Here is a 26,208-nt window from a genome sequence, read left to right as displayed (position 1 = left end):
CCTGGTTGACGATCACTTTTTGGGTTTCTGATGTTATGAACACTGCCTACCGCACCACCTTAACCGGCACCGGACTGGACTATTTTGACACCCGTGCCGCCGTCGAGGCGATCCAACCCGGCGCCTACGATACCCTGCCCTACACCGCCAAGGTATTGGCCGAAAACCTGGTCCGTCGCTGCGACGCCGCTACCCTGTCCGCCAGCCTGAGCCAGATCATCGAACGCAAGCGGGAGCGGGATTTTCCCTGGTTCCCGGCCCGGGTCGTCTGCCACGACATTCTGGGGCAGACCGCTCTGGTGGATCTGGCCGGCCTACGGGACGCCATCGCCGACCAAGGGGGGGATCCGGCCCGAGTCAACCCAGTGGTGCCGACCCAGTTGATTGTCGACCACTCACTGGCGGTGGAGCACCCCGGCTTTGACGCCGATGCCTTTGAAAAAAACCGCGCCATTGAAGAGCGCCGCAACGCCGATCGATTTCACTTTATTGACTGGTGCAAGACCGCCTTTAAAAATGTCGATGTGATTCCCGCCGGCAACGGCATCATGCACCAGATCAACCTGGAAAAGATGTCACCGGTGATTCAGGCTCGCGACGGGGTGGCTTTTCCCGATACCTGTGTCGGCACCGACTCTCATACACCCCACGTCGATGCCCTGGGAGTAATCGCCCTCGGCGTCGGTGGCCTGGAAGCGGAAACCGTGATGCTGGGGCGCCCGTCGATGATGCGCCTGCCTGACATCGTCGGCGTGGAGCTGACCGGTCAGCGCCAGCCCGGCATCACCGCCACCGACATCGTGTTGGCCCTGGCCGAGTTCCTGCGCAACCAGCGGGTGGTCTCGGCCTATCTGGAGTTTTTCGGCGACGGCGCCCGCAGCCTGACCATAGGTGATCGCGCCACCATCGCCAACATGACCCCGGAGTACGGTGCCTCGGCCGGCATGTTCTACATCGATGAGCAAACCATCGACTACCTCAAGTTGACCGGCCGCGAACCCGAGCAGGTGGCGCTGGTGGAGCAGTATGCCAAAACCACCGGACTGTGGGCCGACGCCATGACCGATGCCCGCTATGAACGGGTGCTGACCTTTGATCTGTCCAGTGTCGGCCGCAACATGGCCGGGCCGTCAAACCCGCACCGACGCCTTCCCACCAGCGCCCTGGCGGAAAGGGGGATCGCCACCGATCTGGCCCAGGCCCAGAGCCAGGAAGCCCAGGGGCTGATGCCCGACGGCGCGGTGATCATTGCCGCCATCACCAGCTGCACCAACACCTCTAACCCCAGGAATGTGGTGGCGGCCGGCCTGGTGGCCAAAAAAGCCAATGCCCTGGGACTGGTGCGTAAACCCTGGGTCAAGACCTCCTTTGCCCCCGGCTCCAAAGTGGCCCGCCTGTACCTGGAAGAGGCCGGATTGCTGCCGGAACTGGAAAAACTCGGATTCGGCATCGTCGCCTATGCCTGCACCACCTGTAACGGCATGAGCGGCGCCCTGGACCCGGCCATCGAAAAGGAGGTTATCGAACGCGATCTGTACAGCACCGCCGTGCTGTCCGGCAACCGCAACTTCGACGGCCGCATTCACCCCTACGCCAAGCAGGCCTTTCTGGCATCGCCCCCTCTGGTTGTGGCTTATGCCATTGCCGGTACCGTGCGGTTCGACATCGAGAAGGACGTACTGGGTCACGATGCCGAAGGCAACCCGATAACGCTGAAGTCCATCTGGCCCAGTGACGACGAGATCGATGCCATCGTCGCCGCCGCAGTGAAACCGGAACAGTTCCGTCAGGTGTACGAGCCGATGTTTGATCTCGACGTCGACTATGGTGATGACATCGACCCACTGTACGACTGGCGCCCCACCAGCACCTACATTCGCCGCCCGCCCTACTGGGAAGGTGCCCTGGCGGGGGCCCGCAATCTCACCGGCATGCGACCGCTGGCGATGCTGGGGGACAACATCACCACCGATCACCTGTCGCCCTCCAACGCCATTCTGGCCAACAGTGCCGCCGGAGAATACCTGGCCAAAATGGGCCTGCCGGAGGAGGACTTCAACTCCTACGCCACCCACCGTGGCGATCATCTGACGGCACAGCGGGCCACCTTTGCCAACCCCAAGCTGTTGAATGAGATGGTGCAGGATAACGGTGTCATCACTCAGGGGTCGCTGGCCCGCATTGAGCCGGACGGCACCATTACCCGCATGTGGGAAGCCATCGAGACCTACATGGCGCGCAAACAGCCGCTGATCATCGTTGCCGGCGCCGACTACGGCCAGGGTTCCTCCCGTGACTGGGCCGCCAAAGGGGTGCGTCTGGCCGGAGTGGAAGCCATCGCCGCCGAAGGGTTTGAGCGCATTCACCGCACCAACCTCATCGGCATGGGGGTACTGCCACTGGAGTTCAAACCCGGCACCACCCGTCTGACTCTGGGACTGGATGGCAGCGAAACCTACGACGTTCTCGGCAGTCCCGCACCGGGCACGGACCTGATTCTGGTGGTGCACCGGGCCAACGGTGCACAACTGCAGGTACCGATGACCTGCCGGCTGGATACCGCCGAAGAGGTATCGGTGTATGAGGCCGGCGGCGTGCTACAACGCTTTGCCAAGGATTTCCTCAACGCCGAAGCCAACCGCTAACCGTGACGGCGGCACCCTGGGTGCCGCCGCACCGAATAAGGAACCCCATTCCCATGGCTTATCTTCCTCAACTGCGCGTACCCGCCACCTACATGCGCGGCGGCACCAGCAAAGGGGTGTTTTTCTCTCTCAATGATCTGCCCGAGGCGGCCCGGGTCCCCGGCCCGGCCCGGGATGCCCTGCTGCTGCGGGTCATCGGCAGCCCGGATCCCTACGGCAAACAGATCGACGGCATGGGCGGTGCCACCTCAAGCACCAGCAAGACGGTGATCCTGTCCGCCAGCGAACGGAGCGATCACGACGTCGACTACCTGTTTGGCCAGGTAGCCATCGACCAGCCGTTTGTGGACTGGAGCGGCAACTGTGGCAACCTGACCGCCGCTGTCGGTGCCTTCGCCATCAGCAACGGTCTGGTGGCGGCCGACCGAATCCCCGACAACGGCATCGCCACCGTTCGTATCTGGCAGGCCAACATCGAAAAAACCATCATCGCCCGGGTTCCCGTCCGCGACGGCCAGGTGCAGGAGAGCGGAGACTTTGAACTGGACGGCGTCACCTTTCCCGCCGCCGAAGTAGAGGTCGCCTTTGCCGATCCGGGCGACGGCGACCTGTTTCCCACCGGTCGGGTGGTCGATCGCCTCGAGGTACCCGGTGTCGGCGAGTTCGACGCCACCCTGATCAATGCCGGCATCCCGACCCTGTTTCTGCGGGCCGAGGATCTCGGCTACCTCGGCACCGAACTGCAGGACGCCATCAACAACGACGCCGAAGCGCTGGCCCGGTTTGAAACCATCCGCGCCTACGGTGCCGTCAGGATGGGCCTCATCAGCCACATCGACGAGGCCGCCCAGCGCCAGCACACCCCGAAAATCGCCTTCGTGGCCCCCGCCACCAGCTACCAGGCCTCCAGCGGCAAACACGTCGAGGCCGAAACGATCGACCTGTCGGTACGGGCACTGTCCATGGGCAAGTTGCATCACGCCATGATGGGCACCGCGGCAGTGGCCATTGGCGCGGCCGCGGCGATACCCGGCACCCTGGTCAATCTCGCGGCCGGTGGCGGTGAACGGCAATCGGTGCGCTTCGGCCACCCCTCCGGCACCCTCAAGGTCGGCGCCAGTGCCCACCAGCATCAGCAGCAGTGGCACATCAGTGCCGCCACCATGAGCCGCAGCGCCCGGGTGCTGATGGAGGGCTGGGTGCGACTGCCCGCCGACACCCTGATGCGGTAACCTCCGAGCCCGGCCCTGCCGGGCTCACAGTTTGCCCCTTCCCGGCCCGCCAAATACCACCGGAATTTGGACAGTTCGACATTCTGCTCAAAATCCCCACTTCAAACTGCATCCCCTGATTGAACTGACCGTGGTTCTGGTGCCTCCGGGCACCCTGACGGTGGTGGCCGCGGCGATCTCAGCGGCGACAGCAACATCAAGGCCAGCCAGTGTTACTTTCTGTATCAGCAGGCCTACGGCAACACCAACCCGCAAAGTTGCGATCGCGACGCCCCAAATGCCAGCCCCAACTATCAGCTGGAATTCGGCGGTTGCTGACAAAAAAGGCAGCCTTGCGGCTGCCTTGAAGGTGAGGAGATAAGTCAACAGGATGGTCTGGGGCTAACTCGAACCATCGCAGCATTTCAATCCGGTTAGAAGTTCCAACCCAGATCGAAGTCGTAACGCATGCCCACAGCGATGGAGGTGTCCTTGTCGCTGTAGTCAAAGTCTTTCACCAGGTACTCGACGTGGAAACGCAGGTTGTCGGCGGCGTTCCACTCCAGAGTGGTGTTGTAGCCGTCGTAATCCTTGCTGCTGTTGTCCTTGACGCCATCTTCAAAGATGAAGTAACCCAGTTTCACCTTGTACTGATCGGCAAAGGGGTAAGCCAACGCAGTGTCCAAAGTGCTGCCACTGCGGTCGACGCCGTTGTCCAGGTTGTAGTCTTTGTCCTGATAGGCGGCAGCCAGGTACAGACCGTTGTCAAAGCTGTACGCCACCACGCCACCGATGGTCTGGTCGTCGCCGACCACCTGGTTGCTGTCACCGAGACGATCCTGGGTCACGTAACCCAGACCCAGGTGCAGGCCGGCCAGATCATAGCCGACACCGACGTTAACCATATCGGCGTTGTCGTCACCTTTGTCACCGTTGATCTGCGCGCCGGCCATCAGGGTGAAGCCCTGCTTCTGCAGCTTATAGGTGACAAAGTTGTCCACAAAGAACGGGCTTTCGGCGTCGTAGGCAAACGGGCTGTTACCGTGGTTAAAGATGTCCACGTACTCCGCCACCAGGGTGTATTGCGCCGGGCGTTGCTTGCCCACACCCAACTGACCGTAAGGAGTCGCCAGGGCCACATACGCCTGACGGGCCTTACCGAAGTCACCGTTGTTGGAGATGTCGACGCTCCACTCGCCCTGGGCGATGGCCACCCAGCCATTGCTCAGCTCGGTCTGGGCCTTAATGCCGACCCGGGACAGGGCATCGCGCACGTCCCACTTGCCGTTGTCACCATCGTCCAGGTAGTTGAAGGTCGGACGCAGGCTGCCATACAGGTTGAAGCTGGTGCCTTCGGCCAGGGTCGGGGTCTGCTGTTCCAGTTGCTGAACGCGCTCGGACAGGACACGAACCTGCTCTTCCAGAGAATCGGCGGCAACGGCGTTCACGGATACTGCGGCGATGGCGGCGGCCATCAAAGTCATTTTGGTATTCATTGTTACAAACTCATTCCATTAAGCACTACGGGGCTGCACCTGCTCCTGATAGGAGAGGCGTGCAGCATGGGTATCAATGAGATGGCCCCACGAATGTGGGGCCATTAATGCATCAAACGATGCTTAGGACTTGCGTACCTGTTTCAGCCACAGGTTGTGGTGTTGCTTGGCCCAGTTTTCATCACACTTACCGGAAACCATGCACTCCATACCACCTTCAGACATGATGGTGGCCATGAAGATGTGCACCACGGCAAAGGCGCCCAGTACCACGGCACCGATCAGGTGAAGAATCAGGGCCAGATTGGCGCCGTCTTTGGTCTCTGCCAGGCTGGGGAACATCATCACCAGGCCGGAACCGATCATCACCAGACCGAAGATGGCAAAACACCAGAACCACAGCTTCTCACCGGCATTGGCAAAGCCAGCGTCCGGGTGCTTGCCCTTGAAAGGACCGAAGTTCAGGTAGCCGCCGGCGGCTTTGAACCAGCCCAGGTCACAGGCTTCTGGCATCTGCTTCGGTGCCCATTTCAGCACCATCACCGCCCAACCAAGAATGAAGGGGAAAGCCATCATGTCGTGCAGCGACACCGAGGTGTTGATCACGCCAACCCAGTGGCTGGCGCCCATGTTCGGCTCCAGCAGGAAGCGGCCGGCGCCGATCACCAGACCGGTACCAATCAGGAACAGGCAGGCGATGCCGCCTACCCAGTGAACGAACACATCCATACCACTCCAGCGATCGATCTTGTTGCCGGAGAAGCCGTCGGTCAGCTTAGACTTACCGTTGATGACCACGAACGCGGCCAGCAGCACAATCATGCCGAAGAAGGAGTAGATCAGCAGATCGGCCCAGTAGCTGGCCGGAGACAGGGTCTCCAGGTAGCCCTGGTTAACGGCGGTGTTCACCACAGGCAGCTCAGGCTGCATGGGCATACCACGCAGTTCAGGGATATCGCCCTGAATGCTGATCTCCTGGATCGGCTGCCACTGCTGAGGCTGAAGTTCGGCCTTAGGGGCCGCGACGGCTTGGCTGGCAAATGCCGACACCAACACCAGCTGAAATAAAGCAATCAAACGTTTCATTTTTAATCCTTAGGTGCCAAACAGGCTCCCGTACAGGCGGGGAGTGGTTACCCCACCAGAATTAATGAGTCATTCGGGATGACAGGAAGCGACGCAGTTCACCGGCGTACAGGCGCCAGAAGTCGGTCTGGGCATGCTTCTCCATGCCTTCGGTAAACTTCTGATACCAGGTTCCCAGGTGCAGGCTCAGAAACTCCTGAGCCAGCTCCTCCAGGGCGGTCGCCGTGTCGCTGTTTTCCTGTTTCTGGTGCTCACTCACCAGAGCCTCCACGCAGTAGAGGAACTCCAGTTCGTTGCCGATGTAGTCCGCCGGCTCGTTCAGCTTTTCGTCGATAACCAGACCGATGTTCTGATAGAAATCAGCCACCTTTACGGTGTCATCGGTGTTGATCTGACGGCCGCTGGCGCAGTAGACAGACTCATAGGGCGGCACCAGTAAGCGGTATGGGCCGATGCACATGCGGTTGAAGTCACACTCCAAATCCTCTGGCGCGTCGGCGTGCCGCTGCGCTTCAGCCAACAATTCGGGATTGCTGCCGCTGGCCTCCAGATAGGCGATGAGATTGGCCACAGACTCCGGATTGGAGGGGGCAAACACCATCCCTTTCAGGGCGTGGTACGCGGAGGCGATCGGTCCATAGTCGCAATTCATCACGCACGCTCCTTGATAATCACCATGTTTGGCTTGGTCACGCAGTCTGAGTAACCGACGCCCTGTTTGCTGGCCGATGCCTTCTGCTCCAGAACCTGGTGGATCTTGTCCTGATCCAGGCACTGTACCGGGCAGCCATCCACACAGGCAGGTTTCTTACCCTGGTCAATCAGCTCGATGCACATGTTGCACTTGGCCGCTTTGCCGTCGGTATCCACCATGGCCACCGCGTCGTAAGGACAGGCGGACACACACAGGCCACAGCCGGTGCATTTTTCACGGTCCAGAACCACCAGGCCGTCGTGACGGATGGTGTAGGCCTGAGCCGGGCACACCATCAGACAGGCAGGGTTACCACAATGCATGCAGGAGTGGCTCAGCCACACATCGACAATGCCATCGCCCTTTTCGACTTCGTAACGATCGACCTTACGGAAGCGAACGTTCTCTGGCAGTTCATTGTGAATCTGACAGGCCACGGTACAGGCACCGCAACCGACGCAGTTCTCTTGTCTGAATACAAATCCAAGTTGGTGTTTGTTTTCCATCGGTTACTCCTTAAGCCTTTTCCAGGCCGACACGGGTTGAGTGATAGGCCGAGCAACCGCCCATATCGGTCAACTTGTCGGTGGTGAGGTTGTTGGTACAGCTGGCCTTGCCCTGAGGGTCCATGCGACGCCAGTTGTTCTTTGGCGCCATGATGGTTCCTGGAACCACCTGACTGGTCACCATGGCCACGAAGTGGGCTTCACCGCGATGGTTGCTCAGACGCACCCGATCGTTGTGCTTAATGCCGTACTTCTCTGCATCCTGAGGGTGGATCTTGGCGAAGTAAGCCGGGAAGGTACGCATGTACTTCACGTTGTAGAAGGAGCTGTTGGCACGCTGAGGAATCGCAGGAGACAACAGGCGGAACGGCAGTTCACGCTCCTCTTTGATCATCTCATCTTCCGGCAGACCCAGGTCGATAACCGGATCGAAGCCGGCATTGGCCATGTAGTCGGAGAACAGCTCGATCTTGCCGCTTTCGGTGTGGTACTTGCCGTCACCGAAGAATGGACGTGGCACGTTCACCTTAACGAACTTCTCACGGGCGATCTGCTCGTAGGTGATGCCTTCATAGGCGTAGTCATCGGTATCCATGAAGTCACGCAGAATGCCTTCGTGGTCAACCTGGAACTCCGGATCATCGAAGCCCATGTGGTGCGCCAGCTCTTTGAAGAAGGTCCAGTTGTCCTTGGACTCGCCCACAGGCTCGATCACCTTCTCACAGATCTGCTGGTAGTAGCAGTTGTAGTCCGGGCAGTAGTCATCAGACTCAAACTGAGTCGCCGCCGGTACGATGATGTCGGCCAGCTCGGCAGTATCGGTCATGATAAAGTCATGCACCACCAGGAACAGGTCGTCGCGCATGGCGCCCAGTCGGCAGGCGTTTGAATCCGGTGCCACCGCAACGAAGTTACCGTTGTAGTTGATCAGCGCGTGAATCGGCTTGATCGGCTTACCATAGGCAGTCGGGTTGGTCGGATGAATCGCCTTGGCGATCTCGGTCATGTTGACGTGCTGAACGGTGTCGGAGTTGGTACGCAGGTGGGACGCGGTGCCCTTGGCGTAGTTCATGCCATCATCGGCCTGAACGTTGTCATAGATGAAACCGTTACCGATCTGACCGAAGTTACCGCCGATGGCGTGCATCATGGCGATGGCACGGGTCATGCGGGCACCGTTATAGTTACGCTGCATGCCGTAACCCAGACGCAATACCGACAGCTTGGACTCGCCATAGACCTTGGCAAACTCAAACATCTTGGCCCGAGGCACACCGGTGACCTGCTCGACTTCGTCGTAGCTGATCTCATTCAGACGCTTCACCAGCTCGTCGTAACCCAGGGTGCTCTTCTTGATGAACTCATGGTCCACCAAATCCTTCTCCACCAGGTACTTCATGATGCCGGCGGCAAGGTGGGTATCGGTACTCGGCCGAGGCTGCAGCCAGATGTCGGCCTGAGACGCAATCGGAGTACGGATAGGGTTCACAACCAGCAGCTTGGCACCATTGTCACGGGCACGGTTGATGTACTTGATGCCGTGAACGTTGGTGGCGGTCTCGTTCTGACCCCAAGCGATGTAACAGTTGGTCTTCGGCGTATCTTCCGGATCGGGACCACGCCAGGTGCCGGTCACAGACTTCAGGCCTTCATAGGCGGCGAATACACACACAAGACGGTCCAGCTGAGTGGCACCCAACTTATGGAAGAAGCGACATGGGCCGCCGTACTTGCCGATCATGCCTTCGTGGCCGGAGTAGGAGTAAGGCAGGACCGCTTCCGGGCCATGCTCTTCTACGATGCTCTTCAGCTTGGTACTGATTTCGGCGTAAGCCTCATCCCAGCTGATGCGCTTCCACTTGCCTTCGCCTTTCTTGCCCACACGCTTCATAGGGTGCAGGATGCGGTCTGCGGCGTAGGTGTACTGCACGTAAGTGTGGCCTTTGACACAGGGAGACGTGCCGGTCTTCTCCTGCTCTTCGGCACCACTGACGTAGGTCATACGACCGTCCTGAACACGGAACTTCAGCAGACAACGGTCAGCACAGTTACGGGCACAGGTGTGGTATTTAATTTCACCATTGCGTTTGTCGAGCAGGCTGTCATTACCGCCCCGAGGCTTGGCGTTCGCGACACCAGGAGCCAGTCCGGACAAGGAGGTAAATACCGATGTAGCACCGACCCCTTGCAAGAACTTACGTCTATCGATTTTCATCATCTTACTACCAACCTTTTATAATCTATGAATTCAAGGTCAAAATATCGCTACGTTTTTAACCGGCTATTTTCAGTAACTTAAAAAGTCAGGCTCAATGGCAAAGCTAATTTTGCTTGAGGACAACTAAGGGTCATTCTTGAGCAGGGAATGAGAGAGATTAACCTCACCACCGAGCCTGAAACTGCACCAACAAATAAGCCTGAAATAGCAGGTCGAAAATAAACGAGTTACGATTTAAAGTGCGTACTGATAAACCTTATTAATTCCATTTTCGAATCCGGTCACCAACAGAGAGTCTCCGGTCTTAACCAGACCGTAAGGATTAACCGGCGCCGCCAGTTTGATGCCTCTTTCAATCTCTCCGGATTCGTTATCCATCACCAGTACTTCAGAACCGGAGTTGCTCAGCAGGTAGCTGACGCCGTTATCGACGCTGATACCTGTGACCAGTGGCAGGTTCTGCAACCACTGCCCCTGCTTCGCAGCCACGGACAACGGCTGTTCGGCTGACAGAGTCATGTCTTCCAGCGCAAAGCGGGAAGCCACCAGGTTTTCGGTTTGTTCGTTCTTGGCGGTTACACTGACGAACTGCTGTTTGTCGCTGTCAAAGCCGAAGGCAACGGAGTAGCTGTGCTTCGCACGCACGGTGGCAAACTGGCCACGCTCGGTTTCACCGATGCCGTCGCTGCTTTCATTGAAACGACGATAGTTTACTTCCCAAGTCTGATCATTACTGAGAACCAGCTTGGCAAACGCCTTATTGTCACCCATCACAACCAGCTCAGTCGGGGACACGAAGCCCACGCCCACCAGCGGCGAGATGTGCAGCATGTACATGCCATCGATGTCGGCCTTGGTGATCACCTTGGTCATGGTGGCGTCCAGGATGTAGACCCACATGTCGCTGGTGGTCACGGCGTACAGCTTGGCTTCCGGCTGATAATCGATGCCGGTAACCCGGGTCGCGATCTCTGCAGGCAGAGACAGGGTGCTCATCGGCTGCTGTGCGGCACCTTTGTAGATGGGCGCAGTGGCGATGATGGCATCGTAGTCAGGATCCGACACGGCGTAAGGACCGCGGGCATCCGGGGAGTAGCTTGGCCAATGGTCCAGTTCCCAGCTCATGTACTTGGGATTGAACGACACCCGCCCCGGGCTGTCCTGACCCACAAACGGCGCGGGACCGGTTTGGGTAAAGGCCTGAACGATGTTGCCGGCAATCACAAACAGGAACACGTAGCTGGCCACTTTTACCAACCCGTCATTCTTGCTGCTGCGGGGGCTGTGCTCGGGGAATTTATTGCCCAGGAACATCAGCAGAGCCGCAACCACCACCAATACCACCAGGAACACAAACAGGGCCCAGGAATAGGTGTGGGCACCCATGATCTTGACCGAGAAGCCCTGACCGATGTCGCTGGCAAAGTTAAAGCCGGTGTGCACCGACGCCATGTAGGCACCGTAGATGCCCAGGAACACCAGGGCCGCAATGTACTTAGGCTTGAGGCCATAACGGACGATGTAGATGGCCGTCAATGCCACCAGTACCATGGCGGTCCGCTCTTCCCAGCAGAAGGCACAAGGGTTGTCCTTCATAATGAAGCCGAACACGAAACAGGCGATGCCCACCGGCAGGGCCATGATTACGATGGAAGCCAGTGACGCCAGCTTGTTAAATATATCTCCACGACTGTTCATCATGCTTCCTTAATAGTTACCGATGGGCATCAAAGTGCCCCAAGACATCATGATCCAGATAAAGAAGCTCAATCCGATAGAGCCAAATAAAAGCCGGTCTGCCAGCTTTTCTTTTTCAGGCTTTTTCAGCACCAAATAGGCCGCAAAAGCCATAATGCAAAAGTTAGTAAATTCCACCTGCCACCTCGATTAGGCAAAAAGGGTCCTCGATGGCTTCTCAGAATAAGAAGCCACCCTAAATAAAAATGTTATTTCAAATTGTTTGAATTAGCGCTCGGAAGCTTTACGCCATTCCTTCTCTAATCCGTAAATCAGTTTCGACTTCACCCAGTTAAATGAGGCCGAGTTATTAATATCCCCATACAGGATATAGTTTCCAATATCTCTTTCGGTTCGACGACGTTCGCGAATTTTACGCGCCAACTCATCGGGCAACCTTACGTAATCAACCCCGGGAACCATATCCACAAATTCACGGGTGAACTGATTGCAACTAAGGGTAATGCTGTTAGATTCCGCCAGTAACCTCATGGCTGTGGCCACACTGTCGGTATATCCAGCCACCTCCATTTCGCAGCCAATTTCACGGCATAAGTTCACCAGCAGAGGACAAGCCAGGTCGTTATAGTTATCCAGTTCCAATAAGGGGTAACGACTCAGCATATCCAGGGTCAGTTCCTTATTGAATATCGAGTGTCTGCTGTTCGCCAGAATATAAAGATCGGCGGTTTCAGCAAACATGTCCCAATTCAGGTTCTTCCCCTCAAAGCCTTCGTAGACCACCATGAAGTCAATGTCACCGTTGGCCACTTCGGCGGTGCAATCATGGCTCAGGGTCCGAATTTCAAACTTGAGGTTCGGCGCCTCCGGCATGATGTGCTGATTGACGACTTTCTGTACCGCATACACAAACTCATCGTACGCCAGAATGATGAACTGGCCTCCAGACTCTTCCGGAGTAAAGACCGAGTAGTGCTGCTCAATTTGCTGGTACTGATCTACCAGCTTTTTGGCCAAAGGAATCAACTGGTTAGTCTTCTCTGTGGGGATCAGTCCACAGGAGCGACGCACAAACAGTGAATCCTTAAAGATGTCACGTAATCCCTTCAGGGTCCGGCTGACAGCAGAAGCGGTCATTCCCAACTCATTTGCGGCCTGATGTCCTTGGCCATGCTTGTAAACCGCAAGTAACACTTTCAGTTGGTTGTAATTTAATTGATCCAGCTTCATGACACTCTTATTCGCGAAATAATTGGTGTGCGCAGATGGTCTAACTTTACGGATTGGCTGACTATTACACAGATCACATTATGGGGGGGCTAAATTCGAAGAACATGAGATCTCACCTAAGTTTCACTATTCGATATTTCCTTATTTTTCCATCGGCAATTCAGATGTGACTTGCCTCACTCTGAAACCGGGTGAAATCGCATTCACCTCACTGCTGTCAACTTAAGGCGCACATTAGTACCAGTAAGTCGTTTCCGGGGACAGCTCTCAAAATGCCGCGAAATCTGCCCATCTTCAAACTCCGCACTGCTGCGACCATTTTCAGTGCTGGCAAAACGCATTTTGCGGTTCATGCAAATTCGGTGCGGCTTAACAGTTTTAACAATTGAATCCGGGTGGCTGTGATCCAACGCACCGCGCCAGCCTCTGCAGCCATGAAAAATGGGCACCTTGATACTTGTTAAGGAACTGTCGTGGACATCGAACACCTGGATTACCGCTCACTGACGGTCTTTGAGTCCGTCTCCCGCCACCTGAACGCGGGGCTGGCCGCCAATGAACTGGGCATGAGCAGCTCCACCGTCAGCCGCCACATGGCCAACCTGCGTGAGGTGTTTCAGGATGTGCTGTTCATTCGCCGCTGCCACGGCTTTGTGCCCACCGATAAGGCCACTCAAATTCTGCCGATCATCAACCGGATCCTGATGGATTACCAGGAACTGAAAAGCAGCCACACCCAGTTTGATCCCAGCACCGCAAGGGAACATTTCACCATCTATGCCTACAACGAATTCACCTACATCACCAACAAGGCGGTCAATGAAGTGATTCTGCCCAAAGCCCCTAACCTGAGCTTTGAGGTGCGGACGCTGTCCTCCGATTGCAGCCGGGCCATCGAGAACGGCGATATCGACTTTGCGGTGGTGTACGAGAACTTTGGCGGCGATAAGTTGATTGGTGAGCTGATCTCTCCGACCGAAGAGATGTACCTGATTGCCAAGGAGGGGCATTCGGTATTCAATGCCGAGCCGACGCTGGAGAACCTGTGCCGTCATCCCTATTTCGAACTGGACAACTTCGATGATATTCCCTGCCCGTTGCTGTCTCAGGTCGCCCGTCAGCATGGACTGGAGCTCAAGGTCGCCGGCTATACCGACAACCTGGCAGCCCTGAGTCGCCACCTGATGGACACCAACGCCATCGCCCTGAGCTGCAACGCCTTTACTCGGGAGTACCTGAAGCTGGTGCGCAACCTGCGTACCTGCACCCTGCCCAAGGAGGTCACCCGGCAACTGATCGACCTGATCGACGTCGGTCGCACCGTCGGCAACTACCTGGTGTACTCACAGATCAACCAATCGCCGACCCACAACTGGGTTAAACAGCAACTGCTGGATACCCTGAGGGCAGAGTGGTACCGCAACCTGGGTCAGCCGGTGCCGGAGCTCTAACCCAAATTGCCGCCTAACCGGCCCGGATGGCGGTACAAAAACTGACGTCGGCTACGCCGGTGGCAAGGTCGACGTCGTGGTACCACTCGAAACAGAACCGGTCGTCACACTCCAGTCCGGCGGCCACGACCTGCCCCAGCAGATCGTTCCAGCTGGAGACATACTGATCATGCTCGGACACGGTCTTACGGATGGTGGCATAGTCTCCGCCATCAAAGGGTTGTAACTCCACGCCCTGGGGCACCCGGGTTCCCTGGGGCACCAGCAAGCCGATGTCGGTGCGACAATGTTCCGCCGGGGTGATCTCCGGATTGTCATGGTAAATAAACAGACACTTGCACTGGCCCAGACCACTAGCCTGCGCCCACTGGTGTAATCGGGTGCAGGGCGCTTCATAGCCCTGCCCATAGGGACCGGTGACGCGAATGAAGGCCATGGTGCCGGCTTCAAAATGGTGATGGTTCATCTCTGTACTCCACGAATTAAACACCGTTCCAGTGTAGGGAACCGCCGCCGCCGAATCGTGTCCCGGCTTGCGAAGCCGGTGTCCAATCTTGCTGCTTCTCAGAACCTGGGACAGCTCCTCCAATACCTGACAGTCGCGAATCTGGGTCGGCGTCAATCCGAAATACTGTCGAAACGCCTTGGCCAGGCTCTGTGAACTGGAGAACCCGTACTCCATGGCCACATTGACCACCGGCGCCTTGGTATAGAACAGGTCGCCCGCCGCCCCCTCCAGACGCAGCCGACGCAGGTAGTCATTGAGGGTCTCACCGGTGACGGCCTTAAAGATGCGATGAAAATGATAGGGCGACAGGTGCGCCAGGGCGGCCACCTTGCTCAGGTTCAAAGGTTGGTTGTAATGACGCTCCAGATAGCGAATCACAGGTTGAAGACGTTGCAGGTAATCCGTAGCCATGCCGGCAGTCACCACAGGGAGAACAAGGCCCCCAGCCTGAGGCAAGATTCGCACCTGTGCAACCCCGCCCGGCTCCACTGCCCATGGTCAAGGATCCGCAGATGAAGGATAATGGCACCAGAATCCCCCCACCGAGTTCCCAATGAGACTGGATAAATACCTATGCAATGCCACCGAACTGACCCGTTCCCTGGCCAAGAAAATGCTGCATCGCGGCGAAGTGACCTGTGACGGTGAGGTAGTCAAAGATTCGGGCTTCAAGGTAAAGCCGGAACACACCATCTGCATCAACGGCGAACCCACCGAAGTGCGAGGCCAGCGTTACCTGATGCTGCACAAGCCGGTGGATACCGTCTGCTCCAGCGTCGATGACGGCTACGCTTCGGTACTGACTCTGCTGGATCTGCCCAAACGGGAACAGTTGAAAATCGTCGGCCGCCTGGATGCCGACACCACCGGCCTGCTGCTGCTGACCAGCGACGGCCAGTGGTCCCATCGCATCACCTCTCCCAATGCCCGTTGCGGCAAACGCTATCGGGTGATCCTTGAGGCCGCCATCAGCGACGAGGCGCTGACTCAACTGGGCGACGGCGTGCTGCTGCACGGCGAGGACAGCCCGGTGCGCGGCCAGGTGGAGCGCATTGACGAACGCCAGATCTGGCTGACCATTGAGGAGGGCAAGTACCACCAGGTCAAACGGATGTGCGCCGCCGTCGGCAACAAGGTCGTGGGCCTGCACCGCCAGCAGATCGGTGCCCTGGAGCTGGATGCTGGTCTGGCGCCGGGCCAGTGGCGGCCGCTGACCGAGGAGGAGATCGCTCTGTTTTAAGGGCTCTCGCCCCCATCAGTCGCGTAGCAGACGCCCTCTGGTGGGGGAGAGTTTAAGATTCCCATCTGGAACCCCCGGCTGATCAGCTGTGCCCGGTTTTTAGCACCAAACAGGGCCTTCATCCGGTCAATGTGGTAGTTCACCCCCCGCTCGGTCAGGCACAGTTTCCGGGCGATGCGCTGGCTGGCCATCCCCTCAGCGGCCAGGCGCAACACCTCCAGCCCCTTGTCGGTGATGCAGCGAAAATTATAGATGGGGTTCAGCCGCTGGATCCATTGACTGGCCAGGCTGTCGCTGAATACCCTCAGCCCCCTCTCCAGACTCACCTGATGGGCAGACAGTGCCGCCTTCAACTCCCCCTCTGGCAGCGAGGAGTGCAACAGGAACACACTGATCCACCCCGGGTGGTAGCGGCAGGGCAGCAGCCAGGCAACACGGCCGCGAATATTAAACTCCTCCAGCAGCCGCTTCAGCTGCTGCTGATCCTCGGCCGGTTGACGCCACAGATTGGGCCCCATCCGCTTGCGCTCGAAATAGCAGGGATCGTGCCGGGCAAATACCCTCAGGTAGGTATCCCGGTACAACCGGGTGCGCTCATCGGAAAACACCGCGTAGCGCGCCCGCGCCATCTCCAGCGGCAACCGTTTGTGCAGTTTGCGAAAAGAGTGGATCTGGGTGTTGGTGACATCGGTGGTGATGCCGTAAAAGAACCCTTGCACCCCCAAAGGCGCCAGCAGCTCCAGGAGATCCCCCACCACACCGTCAGGCAACGGACAGTTCTCAGTCATGATGCTCCAAGATTTCCTTAGTCTTCTCTCATTGTAAGACGCTCATCGCACGGCAGCATGACCCAATTCACACTCCCCCGGCGGCAGCGGAATTGGGTGTCAGAAATACCAGTGCCAGCCCGCCGAGAAAAACAACAATAGTTTCGGTAACTCAATAAAGGACACTGATGATGAAACACTCTTTGTGGTTAACTGCCGCCTGCTCCCTGCTGTTATCGGCATGTTCCGACAGCTCCGATAATGCCCCCCAGCCCTCGCCCAAACCAGCACCAGAGCTGCCAATAACCCTGGATGTCACCCCCAACGCGGAATTTTCCGGAACCATTCGTGTCAATCTGGGACGGTTCACCGACCACTATAAAAATTGGCGACTCAGCCCGGAGGCTCGAGACGTCAACTCCGATGGGCATATCGACGAACGGGATGCCCAAAGCCTTGGCATTCGCAATCAACTGGATACCGCCATCGTTATCGACGCATCAGAGATGGACGCCCTGTTGCGCAGCAACCCCGACGGTCTGGGATCCGGTAGCGCCCGACCCGACATTTTTGTCCAAGGTCACTACTCCGCCTTCGATGTGCTGCGTTATCTGGCATTAACACGCCCCGAACTGAAGGTGGATGGCATCGCTTCCCACCGTGAAACCGGGCTGGATACCTACCGTTTCCGGGTGTCTTGGGATCAAAACGGTGACGGCATCCTGGATCCGCAGGATCAACAGAGCTTTCAGAGTCCGGACTGGCATTTCCGCTTCAAGCTGGATGGCGGCGAGAAGCGCCGCATCACCGGTAGTCTCGATGGTGTCGGTCCCGAAGGCGAGGCACTCTATCTACGTATGGATCAATTCTGGGTCCAGCCCGGCATGAACCTGCGGTTCCAACCCTTTACTCCGGAGATGACGGCACGCCGAACTTGGGTCCAACAGCAGGAGATGGAGCGATTCCGAAGCAATGGTAACCGGGTTATCGTTCCCGAGCTGGTGGCCTCCTTCGACGGCGGTAAAAGCTACCAAACACTGCTCAACGATTTCGAAGTCACCGCCCACAATCTCAGGGCCGACATTTTTCAACCCGGAGTGATCACCGCCGCCGACAGTTTCCTGTCGGCCTTTGACCAAGGCGTAGATGTGGCGCTTAACTACTGGCCCACTGTGGCCAGTAAGGCGCCGGTAGGCCACTTCGCCCTGTTTCGGCTAAAAGGCCTGGCCTCCAGGGTAGGCGCCGGCTGGACTACCCGTTTCGGAGAAAAGGCCACCCTGAAGGACTTTGCCCCCTTTGCACAGTGTGATTTCGGTGCCGACGGCACTCCAACAGGGGCCCCCAAAGTGCCGCATGAATCCTGCTGGAAAGACTGGAACACCTACTTCGGTGGCAACATGTTGCACTTGATGACAGACGTCTGGGTAATGAACCAGCCCGTAGAGCAAGTCCATCTCATCTATAAGAGTCACTACGATATCTTCGGCATGGAGGAGTTTAACGGCAACGAACCAAAAGAGCGGGATTTCAGCCAGCATCAGGATGGCAGTGACCTGGTGACACTGCGAACCTTCCCCCTGCCAGACGATGCTTCGTCATCCCCCCTTCTGGATGCGTCACATTTCGGCTGGGGAATCGCGGACTGCGAAAGCTGCCACAACAATCAAAGCCCCAAAGGACACGGCGGCTACCATTGGCCAATCAACAGCGTGGATGGATTCGATCAACAACAGCCTTATTATTGTGCCAGTTGTCACGGCAGCAATGGAGCCCCCAAGGGCCATGGCGAAACCGCACGGTGCTTCTGGTGTCACTCTGAAGATCAGCTCCCCAAAAATCACGGTGAGGCATCCACCAAACGCTGGATCAACGGCCAGGAGAACCTGGAAGGCAACCGGTTCAACTACCTAATTCCTGCCTCCACTCTTCCCCGGGATGCGGCAGGCAACCACGCTCCCTACACCAACATTCTGAGCACCATCAACTCCGACTGGAATATGAGCAAAAACTTCCCGGATCCATACTCTTGCATGACCTGCCACCCTAACCATTAACTCCCAAGTGGCGCTCCCCGAGAGCGCCCACTTTTCAATCCGCCTCTGGGCCTGGCACAGAGGCTTTCCTAGTAAGAGTCGGGAACAGTGACGGTTTTGCTCTTATTATGCCTGATAGCGGCTGTAAGACGATTAAGCCGTTACCGTTCTGACTTCACACCTCGAGCTGCCATACAACGCAGAGTGGCCCCCAAAGAGCGTGAACCAACGCCAATTTTTCAGTATTGGAGCAAATCTCTGCAACTAACGACAGTTATCGGGGTTCTTTCCTGCCGCCCCCTTGCCTAATATCGTTCAGTAAAGACTCGGCCGGAAATCTGCGGTCCAATCACCCTGAAACGACACCGGGAGGCCCGGCATGAAAGCCTGTACCGATAGCGATACCGCCCACCTCAGCTCACAACTGGAACTGATGCGCAGCATCCGCGTGGATGAGTTGGTGCTGTTCCATGCGGTGGTGGATGCGGGCAACTTCAGTCGCGCCGCCAAGGCGCTGAATATGACGGTGCCCACCGCCAGCAAGAACATCCGCCGCCTGGAGGAAAGGCTGGGGGAACCGCTGTTCGAGCGTTCCACCCGCCGGGTTGCCCTGACCGAGTTTGGCCATCAGTTCTTCGCCCACAGCAAACGGGTACTGGCGGAGATCGCCAACACCCACCACTTCCTTCAGCACCACAAGTCGGCGCCCGAAGGGGTACTGACCATCGGCTTGCCCCACTGGATGCTGAGGCTGTTCGCCTCCGAGTTTATTCAGGAGTTTGGCAAAACCTACCCGGGGATCCGCTTCTCCATCTACGACATACTCGCCTCGCGGTTAAATGAGAACGTGGATATCGATGTCTATCTGCACGTTTTTGAGCCGCCGAGTAAAAAGTGGACCGGTAAGGTGCTGATGCCACTAAAAACCAACTTTTATGCCAGCGCCGAGTATCTGGCCGCCTCCCCCCCTCTCACCCATCCGCTGCAACTCTCCTCCCACCCGGGAATCTGGATCCGCAACCCCTACTTTTCCGAGCAGGCATGGCCATGGACCGACGAGAAGGGGATGCGCAAGTGGGTTCCGGTCAACAGCTACGGGGTACTGGATAACTTTGAAATCGCTCTCGAATGGGCCAGTAATGGAATCGGAGTGGTGTTTTGCCCGGAAGTTTTGATCGAAACCACAGAATATAAAGACAAATTGGTCCGTCTTTTTGACGGTAAATATGGTTCATGCTTCGAGCTGAAAGCCTACTACAAGTCGCAAAAGCTGATTCCACCTAAGATTGAGGTTTTTATCGAAGAACTTTCACGATACCTGGCCAAACATTATTGCCAATAGGGCAATAACGCTTTCCATCTGCCCGCCTTATTACCCTGGAGGCGGTTCACTATCCTTGCAGTGAAATTCAGTATTGCTGCAAGGAAACCCCATGACCGATCACACCGATATGACAACAGACCTTCCGAGCGATCCCTCCCGCCGGCGTCTGTTCAAGTACTCCGCCGCGGCCGCCGGCGTTGCCGTCGCCGTCGGCGCCGGCAGCTGGATCAAGAAGCGCATCGAAGGCATACCTGTGGCAGGTGACTACCCTGTTCCGGTAGACGATGCGGTGCTCAAGCCCTTTAACCAGCGTAACTGGATCTTCGCCCAGGCTGGCTCCAAGAAGAACTGGGCCGACTTTCCCGAGCGTGACCAAGCCTTTGCCAAGCTGATTGGTGAGAATTGGTCCTTCCGCGACGGCTTGAAGAAGATCTTCAGCGCCGGAACCCCCCAGACCTGGATCGAAAACAAACCCGGCTATACCCAGCTGGACTGGGCCCTGGGCCTGGCGGCCCAACGGCCGCTGGATGTGCTGGGTAAGGCGGCCAAATATGGCCAGCCCAACGCTCCGGGCATGATGAGCTGGGAACAGAAGAACCTGATGGAAAACCAGTGGCAGTTCGAGTCCAAACAACAAGCGGCGCAATACATCAAGCGTGCCGCCAAGCTGTTCGGTGCCGACCGCTGTGGCATCACCTACAACGACCACAGGTTCAACTACGACCCCATGTACGACATCATGAGAGACCAGGAGATCAGCTGGGATGGGCTGGGGTTCAAACCGAAAACGGTGATCGTACTGCTGCACGAAATGGATTATGACGCCATCCGTACCGCCCCCTCCCTGCCCTCCATCGGTACGGTCAACAAGGCCTACGTCGATATGGCGGTTCAGGCCGGTCAGCTGGCCGACTTTATCCGTCGCCTGGGCTACAAGGCGGTGGCCTCCCACAACGACATGATCAACAAGGTTGCCTACGGCATGAAGGCCGGCCTGGGCGAAGCCGCCCGCAACGGTGCACTGGTCGCCCCCGGCCTCGGGCCACGGGTGCGGATCTCGGCGGTGATTACCGAACTGGATTTTGTCGAGTACGACGTGCCACGCCGCTTCGGTATCCAGGAGTTCTGTGAACACTGCAAGCTGTGTGCCGATGCCTGCCCGGGCAAGGCGATCACCCATGATGACAAGCCCAGCTTTACCCCCACCTTCGAGGGCGCCGATGACCCGGCACTGAACTGGCATGGTCACAAGGGGATCTACAAGTTCCACAACGACGCCAAGAAGTGCTTCAAATTCTGGGCCGATAACGGCATTGGCTGTGCCCAGTGCATCAAAACCTGCCCCTGGAACAAGCCGGACTTCTGGCACCACCGCATTATCGATGCCTCCAACACCTTCACCGGCGGCGAGATCCACTCCTTCATGCGGGAGATGGACAGCCTGTTCGGCTACGGAAATATGGAGATCGAAAAGGCAAATCTACTGTTCTGGAATAAGGAGGTCTGATCATGATCTGGTTGCAATGGTACCTGTTGGGCATGCTCACCATCGTCTCACTACTGGCTTATCGCAAACTCGAGCGCCACTTCATCCTGGACTGGAAGGCGAACCTTGGCCTATTCGGCGCCTTTGTCCTGTTCTGGCTCACCTTCGGCTGGTCCTGGGCCTCCTTCGCCGAAGGCGAGTCCCAGTCCGGAGCCATGGGACTGCTGATCTTTGGTCTCAGCGGCCTGGTGGTCAGCGCCGTTACCTGGCGTCAGTTTATCGCCTCAAGCCGTAGATAGGCCGATAACCCTCGATGGTGGCCGAAGCCGGAGCCCATCTAAGGCTCCCCCTCCTTCGGCCACCTTAGGAACGCCCTACCCGATTGCAGAATTAGGGACTCAACATTGAAGACACTACGCAAATACGGCCAGCCCCTGCTCAGGCTGTTGGCCTGGCTGAGCCTGATCGCCGCCTTTGTGGTGGGCCAGATGGCAGCCCAAACGAATTACCAATCCCAGCTGGCAAACTACCTGCCGGGAGCCAAACTGTCGCTGATGGATCGCGGCAGCGATCTCAGCATCTACCGCATCGAATCATCGCAGCCGGACAAGACCGGCGTCGTGTTGCTGGTGGACGGAAACGGCTATGGCGGCCCGCTGTCGGTGGCCATCAAGGCCCGTAAATCCGAGGACGGCGCCCGAATTGATGAGGTGGCCCTACTGGACAACCGGGAAACGCCGCCCTATGTGGAGCGATTGCTGAAGAAAAACTTCTTCAACCAGTTTGCCAACAAGAGGATCACCGACGATTTCATCGTCGACAACGACATCGACAGCTACTCCGGGGCGACCATCACCGCCCGGGGCGTCAGCAGCGCCGTTGCCAAGGCGGCACACTTCAGTGCCGTTGAGCATCTCGGGCTCACACCCAGCTGGCAGCAACAACCCTGGACTCTGGGCCTGGACGAGCTCCTGACGCTGCTGCTGGTGGCCGCCGCGCTGTTCATCAGCAGCAAGCGTGGCAGCCGTGGAAAAGTGGCAAGACAGCTCAAGGTGGCGTTGCCCCTGGCATCGTTGCTGTACGTCGGCTTCTACGTTAACGCCTCCATCAGCGTCAGCAGCCTGTACACCGTGCTGCTCGGCTACCTTCCCAGCCCCAAGCAGCACCCCATCTGGTGGATCCTGATGTTGGGCATTGTCGCCGGCGTTGCATTAATGGGCCGCAATATCTACTGCAATAAGCTGTGCCCTTTCGGCGCCATCCAGGCCCAACTGACCAAAATCAGCGGCCTCAACCTGAGGGTTCCATCGCGCTTCGCCAAGGGAGCGAGAGCGCTGATCCTGACCCTAATGTGGGCCTCGCTGATGCTGGTGCTGCTGTCCCGTCATCCCGCTCTCGGTTCCTATGAGCCGTTCTCGATGATGTTTGCCCTCGAGGGGATGGGGATCCAATGGTACGTACTGCCACTGTCGCTGATCGGTGCCTTCTTTATCGGCGACTTCTGGTGCCGGTTCTTCTGCCCGGTCGGCCTGTCAATCAACGAAGCGGTAAGAGTAAGACGCAAAATCAGCCAAAAACTCGGTATAGGCCGGTAATACCAAAGAGCAGGAGAAAACGTCATGCCAATAAATAATAAACGAGCCAAAGAGTGGGGAACAAGCCTGTTTATCGTAGGGCTCTATTTTCTGCTCAGCACCTACTTAGCGACAACGGCCATGGAAATTATAAATGATGCACATATATCTACAGTGCTTCGTGAATTAACCCAGACAACTTCATGATAACAACCAGTTAAGAAAATCACTATTATGAAATCGAAATTGCGCCAGGAATTAATTCGGCTCCGGGATGAGTTGTCCCTATCCGATATTGTCTACTGTCTGGATATCGATAACCTGGATAACTGCTTTAAATATTTTGCAGCCGAACACAAAGTGCTCAACGCCCTGTACAAGCGGCGCGGCCTGTACTCTTGCGACGACTCCGGCACCCGCCTGTGGGAGCGACAGATTCGCCACCTGCAACAGCGGCCAGCTTTCCTGCAGGAGTACTTCAGCAACCGCAGCAGTTGGCACAGGCCCCAGTTAAATCCCCGCTGCCGCGAGGCTCAGCGGCTGTTCGCCATCCAGAGCCTGCTGGTTCCCTGCCGGGGGGCATCCGGACTGGCGGGGCGCTTTATCCTAATGGCGGAAAGCCGCCAACAGTGGCAAACCCTGGAGGACGACCCACAGGCGCTGCTTCAACGGTTGCAGGCATGGCAGTACCAGTACGCCCAGCCAACGGCGGCGCAAGTTAATCCTCTGGTGGATTATCAGATTATCAGCAGCGTATCGCACCACATATTAAAGCGACTGGCCCATGGTAACCAACGTTCTGAGATTGCAAAAGAGATGCGATTAACCAAGCGGGGCGTGGATTATCATATTGGCGTACTAAAAGAACTTCTTAAAGCCAAAAATACCGCCCACCTGGTATTAATCGGAAGCCATAATCGACTTTTATAAAAACCGCTACCCGTTTCCTTCTTTATATATAAAAAACCAAAGGCCGAATACACGGCCTAACCTAAAGGAAGATGTTGATGAAAAACAAAACCACCCTATCCATGATTGTTTTATCTGGATTACTCTCCACCCCAGCCAGTCATGCCCAGGTCTTTAACCAGGTCAACAGTGTTAAGGTCGGCTATGAACTGCTGCTGGACGCCGAGGACAACAACCCCAACCTGTACGACCAGCCCTATCTCTCCTTCCAGCATTTCACCCTGGCGGACTGGGGCAGCATCGCCGGCTGGTTGCGGCTGGAAAATCCCACTGACAGCGCCGAAAACCAACAGGGAAAAGACGCCGGGGCCACCACCAAGACCTGGCTCAAGCTGGACTTCAACCTGGGTAAAAGCCCGTTTAACCTGTGGGCCCAGTCCTACACCATGGGCAACAAGACCTGTACCGAGGAGGATTTTTACTTCGGTGCCTCCTACGACCTCGCCTATGGCAAGCTGAAGGGAACGGTGGGCCTGGGCGGTCACTACGGCTGGGGCACTTTCAACCCTACCGGAAAAAGCTACAACGGCATGAACGGCGGCGCGGCACACCTGCTGCTGGTCTACCCGCTGGCCAACCGACTGAGCGGCAAAATCTATTACGAAACCCAGTTTGGCCGCTCCGAGGAGATGAAGCAGACACTGATCTACAACAGCTATGGCCACATGCTGGTAGTCGGCGCTAACTACTATTTCGCTGAAAAGCTGTGGGCCGGAGCCTCTTACCGCCACCGCAAGAGCTGGGGCGGCGCCAAAAACGATGGCGGCAACCTGTTCTTCGATCTCGGTTACCGATTCTAACGCTTCCCTTACAGGCTCCCCCCGACGGTGCATGGTTTTCCTCAACCACCATCTCCAATAATGGCTGAGGGAGATGACGTCGCAGGGCAACAACGGCCATCGTGCTGCCGGCATCGGTGCCGATGGTAAGTAACTCTTCGCCGGACTGGTACTCAGTCCGGTTTCCACCTCGTTGTAGCCGGGCCGGTGGATAATGACATTCAGTCTGGGCAGGTAACAGAAGGAGTCCCGATTTTGGCCCAGAACCACAAACGCCGCTGGCTCGGCAGCGGCGTTCGTGGGTCGAGCGGGTGGCTATCAGATGACACCCAGCTCCCGCAGCCGCTCCATCAGATAGCTATGGGCGCTATGGCGCTCAGACAGCACCACTTCAGGGCGCGGATGGATAAACAGCGGCAGTGACACCCGGGAACGGTTGTGATCCATGCCTTCAGGATTGATTACGCGGTGGGTGGTCGAGGGAAAATAACCACCGGACGCTTCCTGCAGCATGTCGCCGATGTTGATGATCAGGTTGCCAAAGTCGCATGGCACATCCAGCCACTGGCCATCTTTGCCTTTCACCTGCAACCCCGGTTCATTGGACGCCGGCAAGATGGTGATCAGGTTGATGTCTTCGTGGGCGGCGGCACGTATGGCCCCAGGCTCCTCATCGCCCTGCATCGGCGGGTAGTGCAACACCCTCAGCAGGGATTGATCACTGCCACTGATCATGTTCGGTAATGGCTCACGGTAGCGCTTGGCCACGTCCGCCGGAGTGTAGCGTTCAATCCACTCCAGCAGCGTCGCCGAAAACGCCAGTGTGGTGTCGTAGTAGGCCTGCAACTCGGTTTTCAGGTGCGACGGACACTGACCCCAAGGGTAGTAGTGGTAATACTCTTTGATGTCGCGTTTGTCTGATCCCTTGGCGGTTTCGGCGACGTTGGCGGCAAAAAAGCCATCCTGGGCTTCGGCATTAAAGGCAAACTGATGTTTCTGATCACCGCCGAAGAAGCCCAGCCAGTTGTCGTAGATGCTCTGCACCGCCTGTTGTGACAACGGGTGGTTCTTGAGCACGCCGAAGCCGGTCTCCCGCAGCGACTGCACAAACTGCTCTGCCGCACCGTCACTTTGAAAATCCACGGCTTCCAGGCGTGTTACTGGTAAATCCATTTTTTGACCCCTGTTTCTACTTATGAATATTATTTTCCCGCCCAATCAAATCCTTGGCGTAAGTTATTGTAGATACTGAATATTTTTTTATATATGCTGTGCATTTTTTCGCTCTTGCGA

22 protein-coding genes are annotated in these 26,208 nt (G+C 57.1%); 11 read left to right on the top strand and 11 right to left on the bottom strand.

What is annotated here, in order from left to right; translation table 11 throughout:
• The first annotated feature begins 35 nt into the window (after positions 1-35).
• Together acnD and prpF are read left to right on the top strand one after the other, a co-directional pair.
• The gene (acnD, locus tag BLT77_RS00480; protein WP_090360088.1) at positions 36-2,645 is read left to right on the top strand and encodes a Fe/S-dependent 2-methylisocitrate dehydratase AcnD; all 2,610 of its coding nucleotides are present in this window, start codon (positions 36-38) and stop codon (positions 2,643-2,645) included.
• Between the two features lie 53 nt (positions 2,646-2,698).
• Positions 2,699-3,877 carry a 2-methylaconitate cis-trans isomerase PrpF gene (prpF, locus tag BLT77_RS00475; protein WP_090360083.1) on the top strand — a complete coding sequence of 393 codons (1,179 nt, stop codon included), beginning with the start codon at positions 2,699-2,701 and terminating at the stop codon, positions 3,875-3,877.
• Positions 3,878-4,290: 413 nt separating this feature from the next.
• On the opposite strand, the gene BLT77_RS00465 is transcribed toward prpF, so the two are convergent.
• From BLT77_RS00465 to BLT77_RS00435, 8 genes are all read right to left on the bottom strand, one after another.
• Positions 4,291-5,352 (bottom strand): porin, encoded by a 1,062-nt coding sequence (locus BLT77_RS00465; protein ID WP_090360074.1) that lies wholly within the window; start codon positions 5,350-5,352, stop codon positions 4,291-4,293.
• A gap of 123 nt (positions 5,353-5,475) precedes the next feature.
• On the bottom strand, positions 5,476-6,438 hold the full coding sequence (locus BLT77_RS00460; protein WP_090360069.1) for a formate dehydrogenase subunit gamma: 963 nt from the start codon (positions 6,436-6,438) through the stop codon (positions 5,476-5,478).
• A gap of 61 nt (positions 6,439-6,499) precedes the next feature.
• Complete coding sequence (locus BLT77_RS00455) at positions 6,500-7,090, bottom strand: TorD/DmsD family molecular chaperone (protein ID WP_176819144.1); 591 nt, start codon at positions 7,088-7,090, stop codon at positions 6,500-6,502.
• A complete protein-coding gene (locus BLT77_RS00450; protein WP_090360059.1) occupies positions 7,090-7,638 on the bottom strand; it encodes a 4Fe-4S dicluster domain-containing protein in 549 nt (182 codons plus the stop codon). The genes BLT77_RS00455 and BLT77_RS00450 overlap by 1 nt, the downstream gene beginning before the upstream one ends.
• 10 nt (positions 7,639-7,648) lie before the next feature.
• The gene (locus BLT77_RS00445; RefSeq protein ID WP_090361309.1) at positions 7,649-9,853 is read right to left on the bottom strand and encodes a molybdopterin-containing oxidoreductase family protein; all 2,205 of its coding nucleotides are present in this window, start codon (positions 9,851-9,853) and stop codon (positions 7,649-7,651) included.
• Positions 9,854-10,090: 237 nt separating this feature from the next.
• Positions 10,091-11,557, bottom strand: a complete 1,467-nt coding sequence (locus BLT77_RS00440; protein ID WP_245709825.1) for a disulfide bond formation protein B — start codon at positions 11,555-11,557, stop codon at positions 10,091-10,093.
• 6 nt (positions 11,558-11,563) lie between these two features.
• Complete coding sequence (locus tag BLT77_RS20135; protein WP_176819143.1) at positions 11,564-11,731, bottom strand: hypothetical protein; 168 nt, start codon at positions 11,729-11,731, stop codon at positions 11,564-11,566.
• A 90-nt stretch (positions 11,732-11,821) separates the two neighbouring features.
• Positions 11,822-12,784, bottom strand: coding sequence for a LysR family transcriptional regulator (locus BLT77_RS00435; protein WP_090360050.1), 963 nt, complete (start codon positions 12,782-12,784; stop codon positions 11,822-11,824).
• A gap of 473 nt (positions 12,785-13,257) precedes the next feature.
• Here BLT77_RS00435 and BLT77_RS00430 point away from each other — a divergent pair, with 473 nt between their 5' ends.
• Positions 13,258-14,235, top strand: a complete 978-nt coding sequence (locus tag BLT77_RS00430; protein ID WP_090360045.1) for a LysR family transcriptional regulator — start codon at positions 13,258-13,260, stop codon at positions 14,233-14,235.
• 13 nt (positions 14,236-14,248) lie between these two features.
• On the opposite strand, the gene BLT77_RS00425 is transcribed toward BLT77_RS00430, so the two are convergent.
• On the bottom strand, positions 14,249-15,154 hold the full coding sequence (locus BLT77_RS00425; RefSeq protein WP_090361306.1) for an AraC family transcriptional regulator: 906 nt from the start codon (positions 15,152-15,154) through the stop codon (positions 14,249-14,251).
• 142 nt (positions 15,155-15,296) lie between these two features.
• Between BLT77_RS00425 and BLT77_RS00420 the strand changes: the two genes are divergently transcribed.
• Positions 15,297-15,983 carry a pseudouridine synthase gene (locus BLT77_RS00420; protein WP_090360041.1) on the top strand — a complete coding sequence of 229 codons (687 nt, stop codon included), beginning with the start codon at positions 15,297-15,299 and terminating at the stop codon, positions 15,981-15,983.
• Here the strand turns inward: BLT77_RS00420 and BLT77_RS00415 are convergent.
• The gene (locus tag BLT77_RS00415) at positions 15,980-16,771 is read right to left on the bottom strand and encodes a helix-turn-helix transcriptional regulator (protein WP_090360037.1); all 792 of its coding nucleotides are present in this window, start codon (positions 16,769-16,771) and stop codon (positions 15,980-15,982) included. The genes BLT77_RS00420 and BLT77_RS00415 overlap by 4 nt on opposite strands.
• A 167-nt stretch (positions 16,772-16,938) precedes the next feature.
• Between BLT77_RS00415 and BLT77_RS00410 the strand changes: the two genes are divergently transcribed.
• The 7 genes from BLT77_RS00410 (at position 16,939) to BLT77_RS00380 (ending at position 24,936) form a co-directional block, all read left to right on the top strand.
• Positions 16,939-18,804 carry a YdgH/BhsA/McbA family protein gene (locus BLT77_RS00410; RefSeq protein WP_245709824.1) on the top strand — a complete coding sequence of 622 codons (1,866 nt, stop codon included), beginning with the start codon at positions 16,939-16,941 and terminating at the stop codon, positions 18,802-18,804.
• Positions 18,805-19,162: 358 nt separating this feature from the next.
• Positions 19,163-20,125 carry a LysR family transcriptional regulator gene (locus BLT77_RS00405; protein ID WP_090360029.1) on the top strand — a complete coding sequence of 321 codons (963 nt, stop codon included), beginning with the start codon at positions 19,163-19,165 and terminating at the stop codon, positions 20,123-20,125.
• Between the two features lie 91 nt (positions 20,126-20,216).
• Positions 20,217-21,614 (top strand): reductive dehalogenase, encoded by a 1,398-nt coding sequence (locus BLT77_RS00400; protein ID WP_090360025.1) that lies wholly within the window; start codon positions 20,217-20,219, stop codon positions 21,612-21,614.
• Positions 21,615-21,616: 2 nt separating this feature from the next.
• On the top strand, positions 21,617-21,892 hold the full coding sequence (locus tag BLT77_RS00395) for a tetrachloroethene dehalogenase (RefSeq protein WP_090360021.1): 276 nt from the start codon (positions 21,617-21,619) through the stop codon (positions 21,890-21,892).
• Between the two features lie 105 nt (positions 21,893-21,997).
• Complete coding sequence (locus BLT77_RS00390; RefSeq protein WP_090360017.1) at positions 21,998-23,188, top strand: 4Fe-4S binding protein; 1,191 nt, start codon at positions 21,998-22,000, stop codon at positions 23,186-23,188.
• Between the two features lie 213 nt (positions 23,189-23,401).
• A complete protein-coding gene (locus tag BLT77_RS00385) occupies positions 23,402-24,097 on the top strand; it encodes a LuxR C-terminal-related transcriptional regulator (RefSeq protein WP_090360012.1) in 696 nt (231 codons plus the stop codon).
• Between the two features lie 77 nt (positions 24,098-24,174).
• Positions 24,175-24,936: an outer membrane protein OmpK gene (locus BLT77_RS00380; RefSeq protein WP_090360008.1), complete on the top strand. Its 762-nt coding sequence runs from the start codon at positions 24,175-24,177 to the stop codon at positions 24,934-24,936.
• A 297-nt stretch (positions 24,937-25,233) separates the two neighbouring features.
• Here BLT77_RS00380 and BLT77_RS00375 read toward each other — a convergent pair whose 3' ends face one another.
• Positions 25,234-26,088, bottom strand: coding sequence for a 2OG-Fe(II) oxygenase family protein (locus tag BLT77_RS00375; protein WP_090360004.1), 855 nt, complete (start codon positions 26,086-26,088; stop codon positions 25,234-25,236).
• Positions 26,089-26,208: the final 120 nt, after the last annotated feature.

Source organism: Ferrimonas sediminum (genome assembly GCF_900100175.1).
Taxonomy (GTDB): Bacteria; Pseudomonadota; Gammaproteobacteria; order Enterobacterales; family Shewanellaceae; genus Ferrimonas; species Ferrimonas sediminum.
This window is presented reverse-complemented; position numbering and strand designations above follow the sequence as displayed.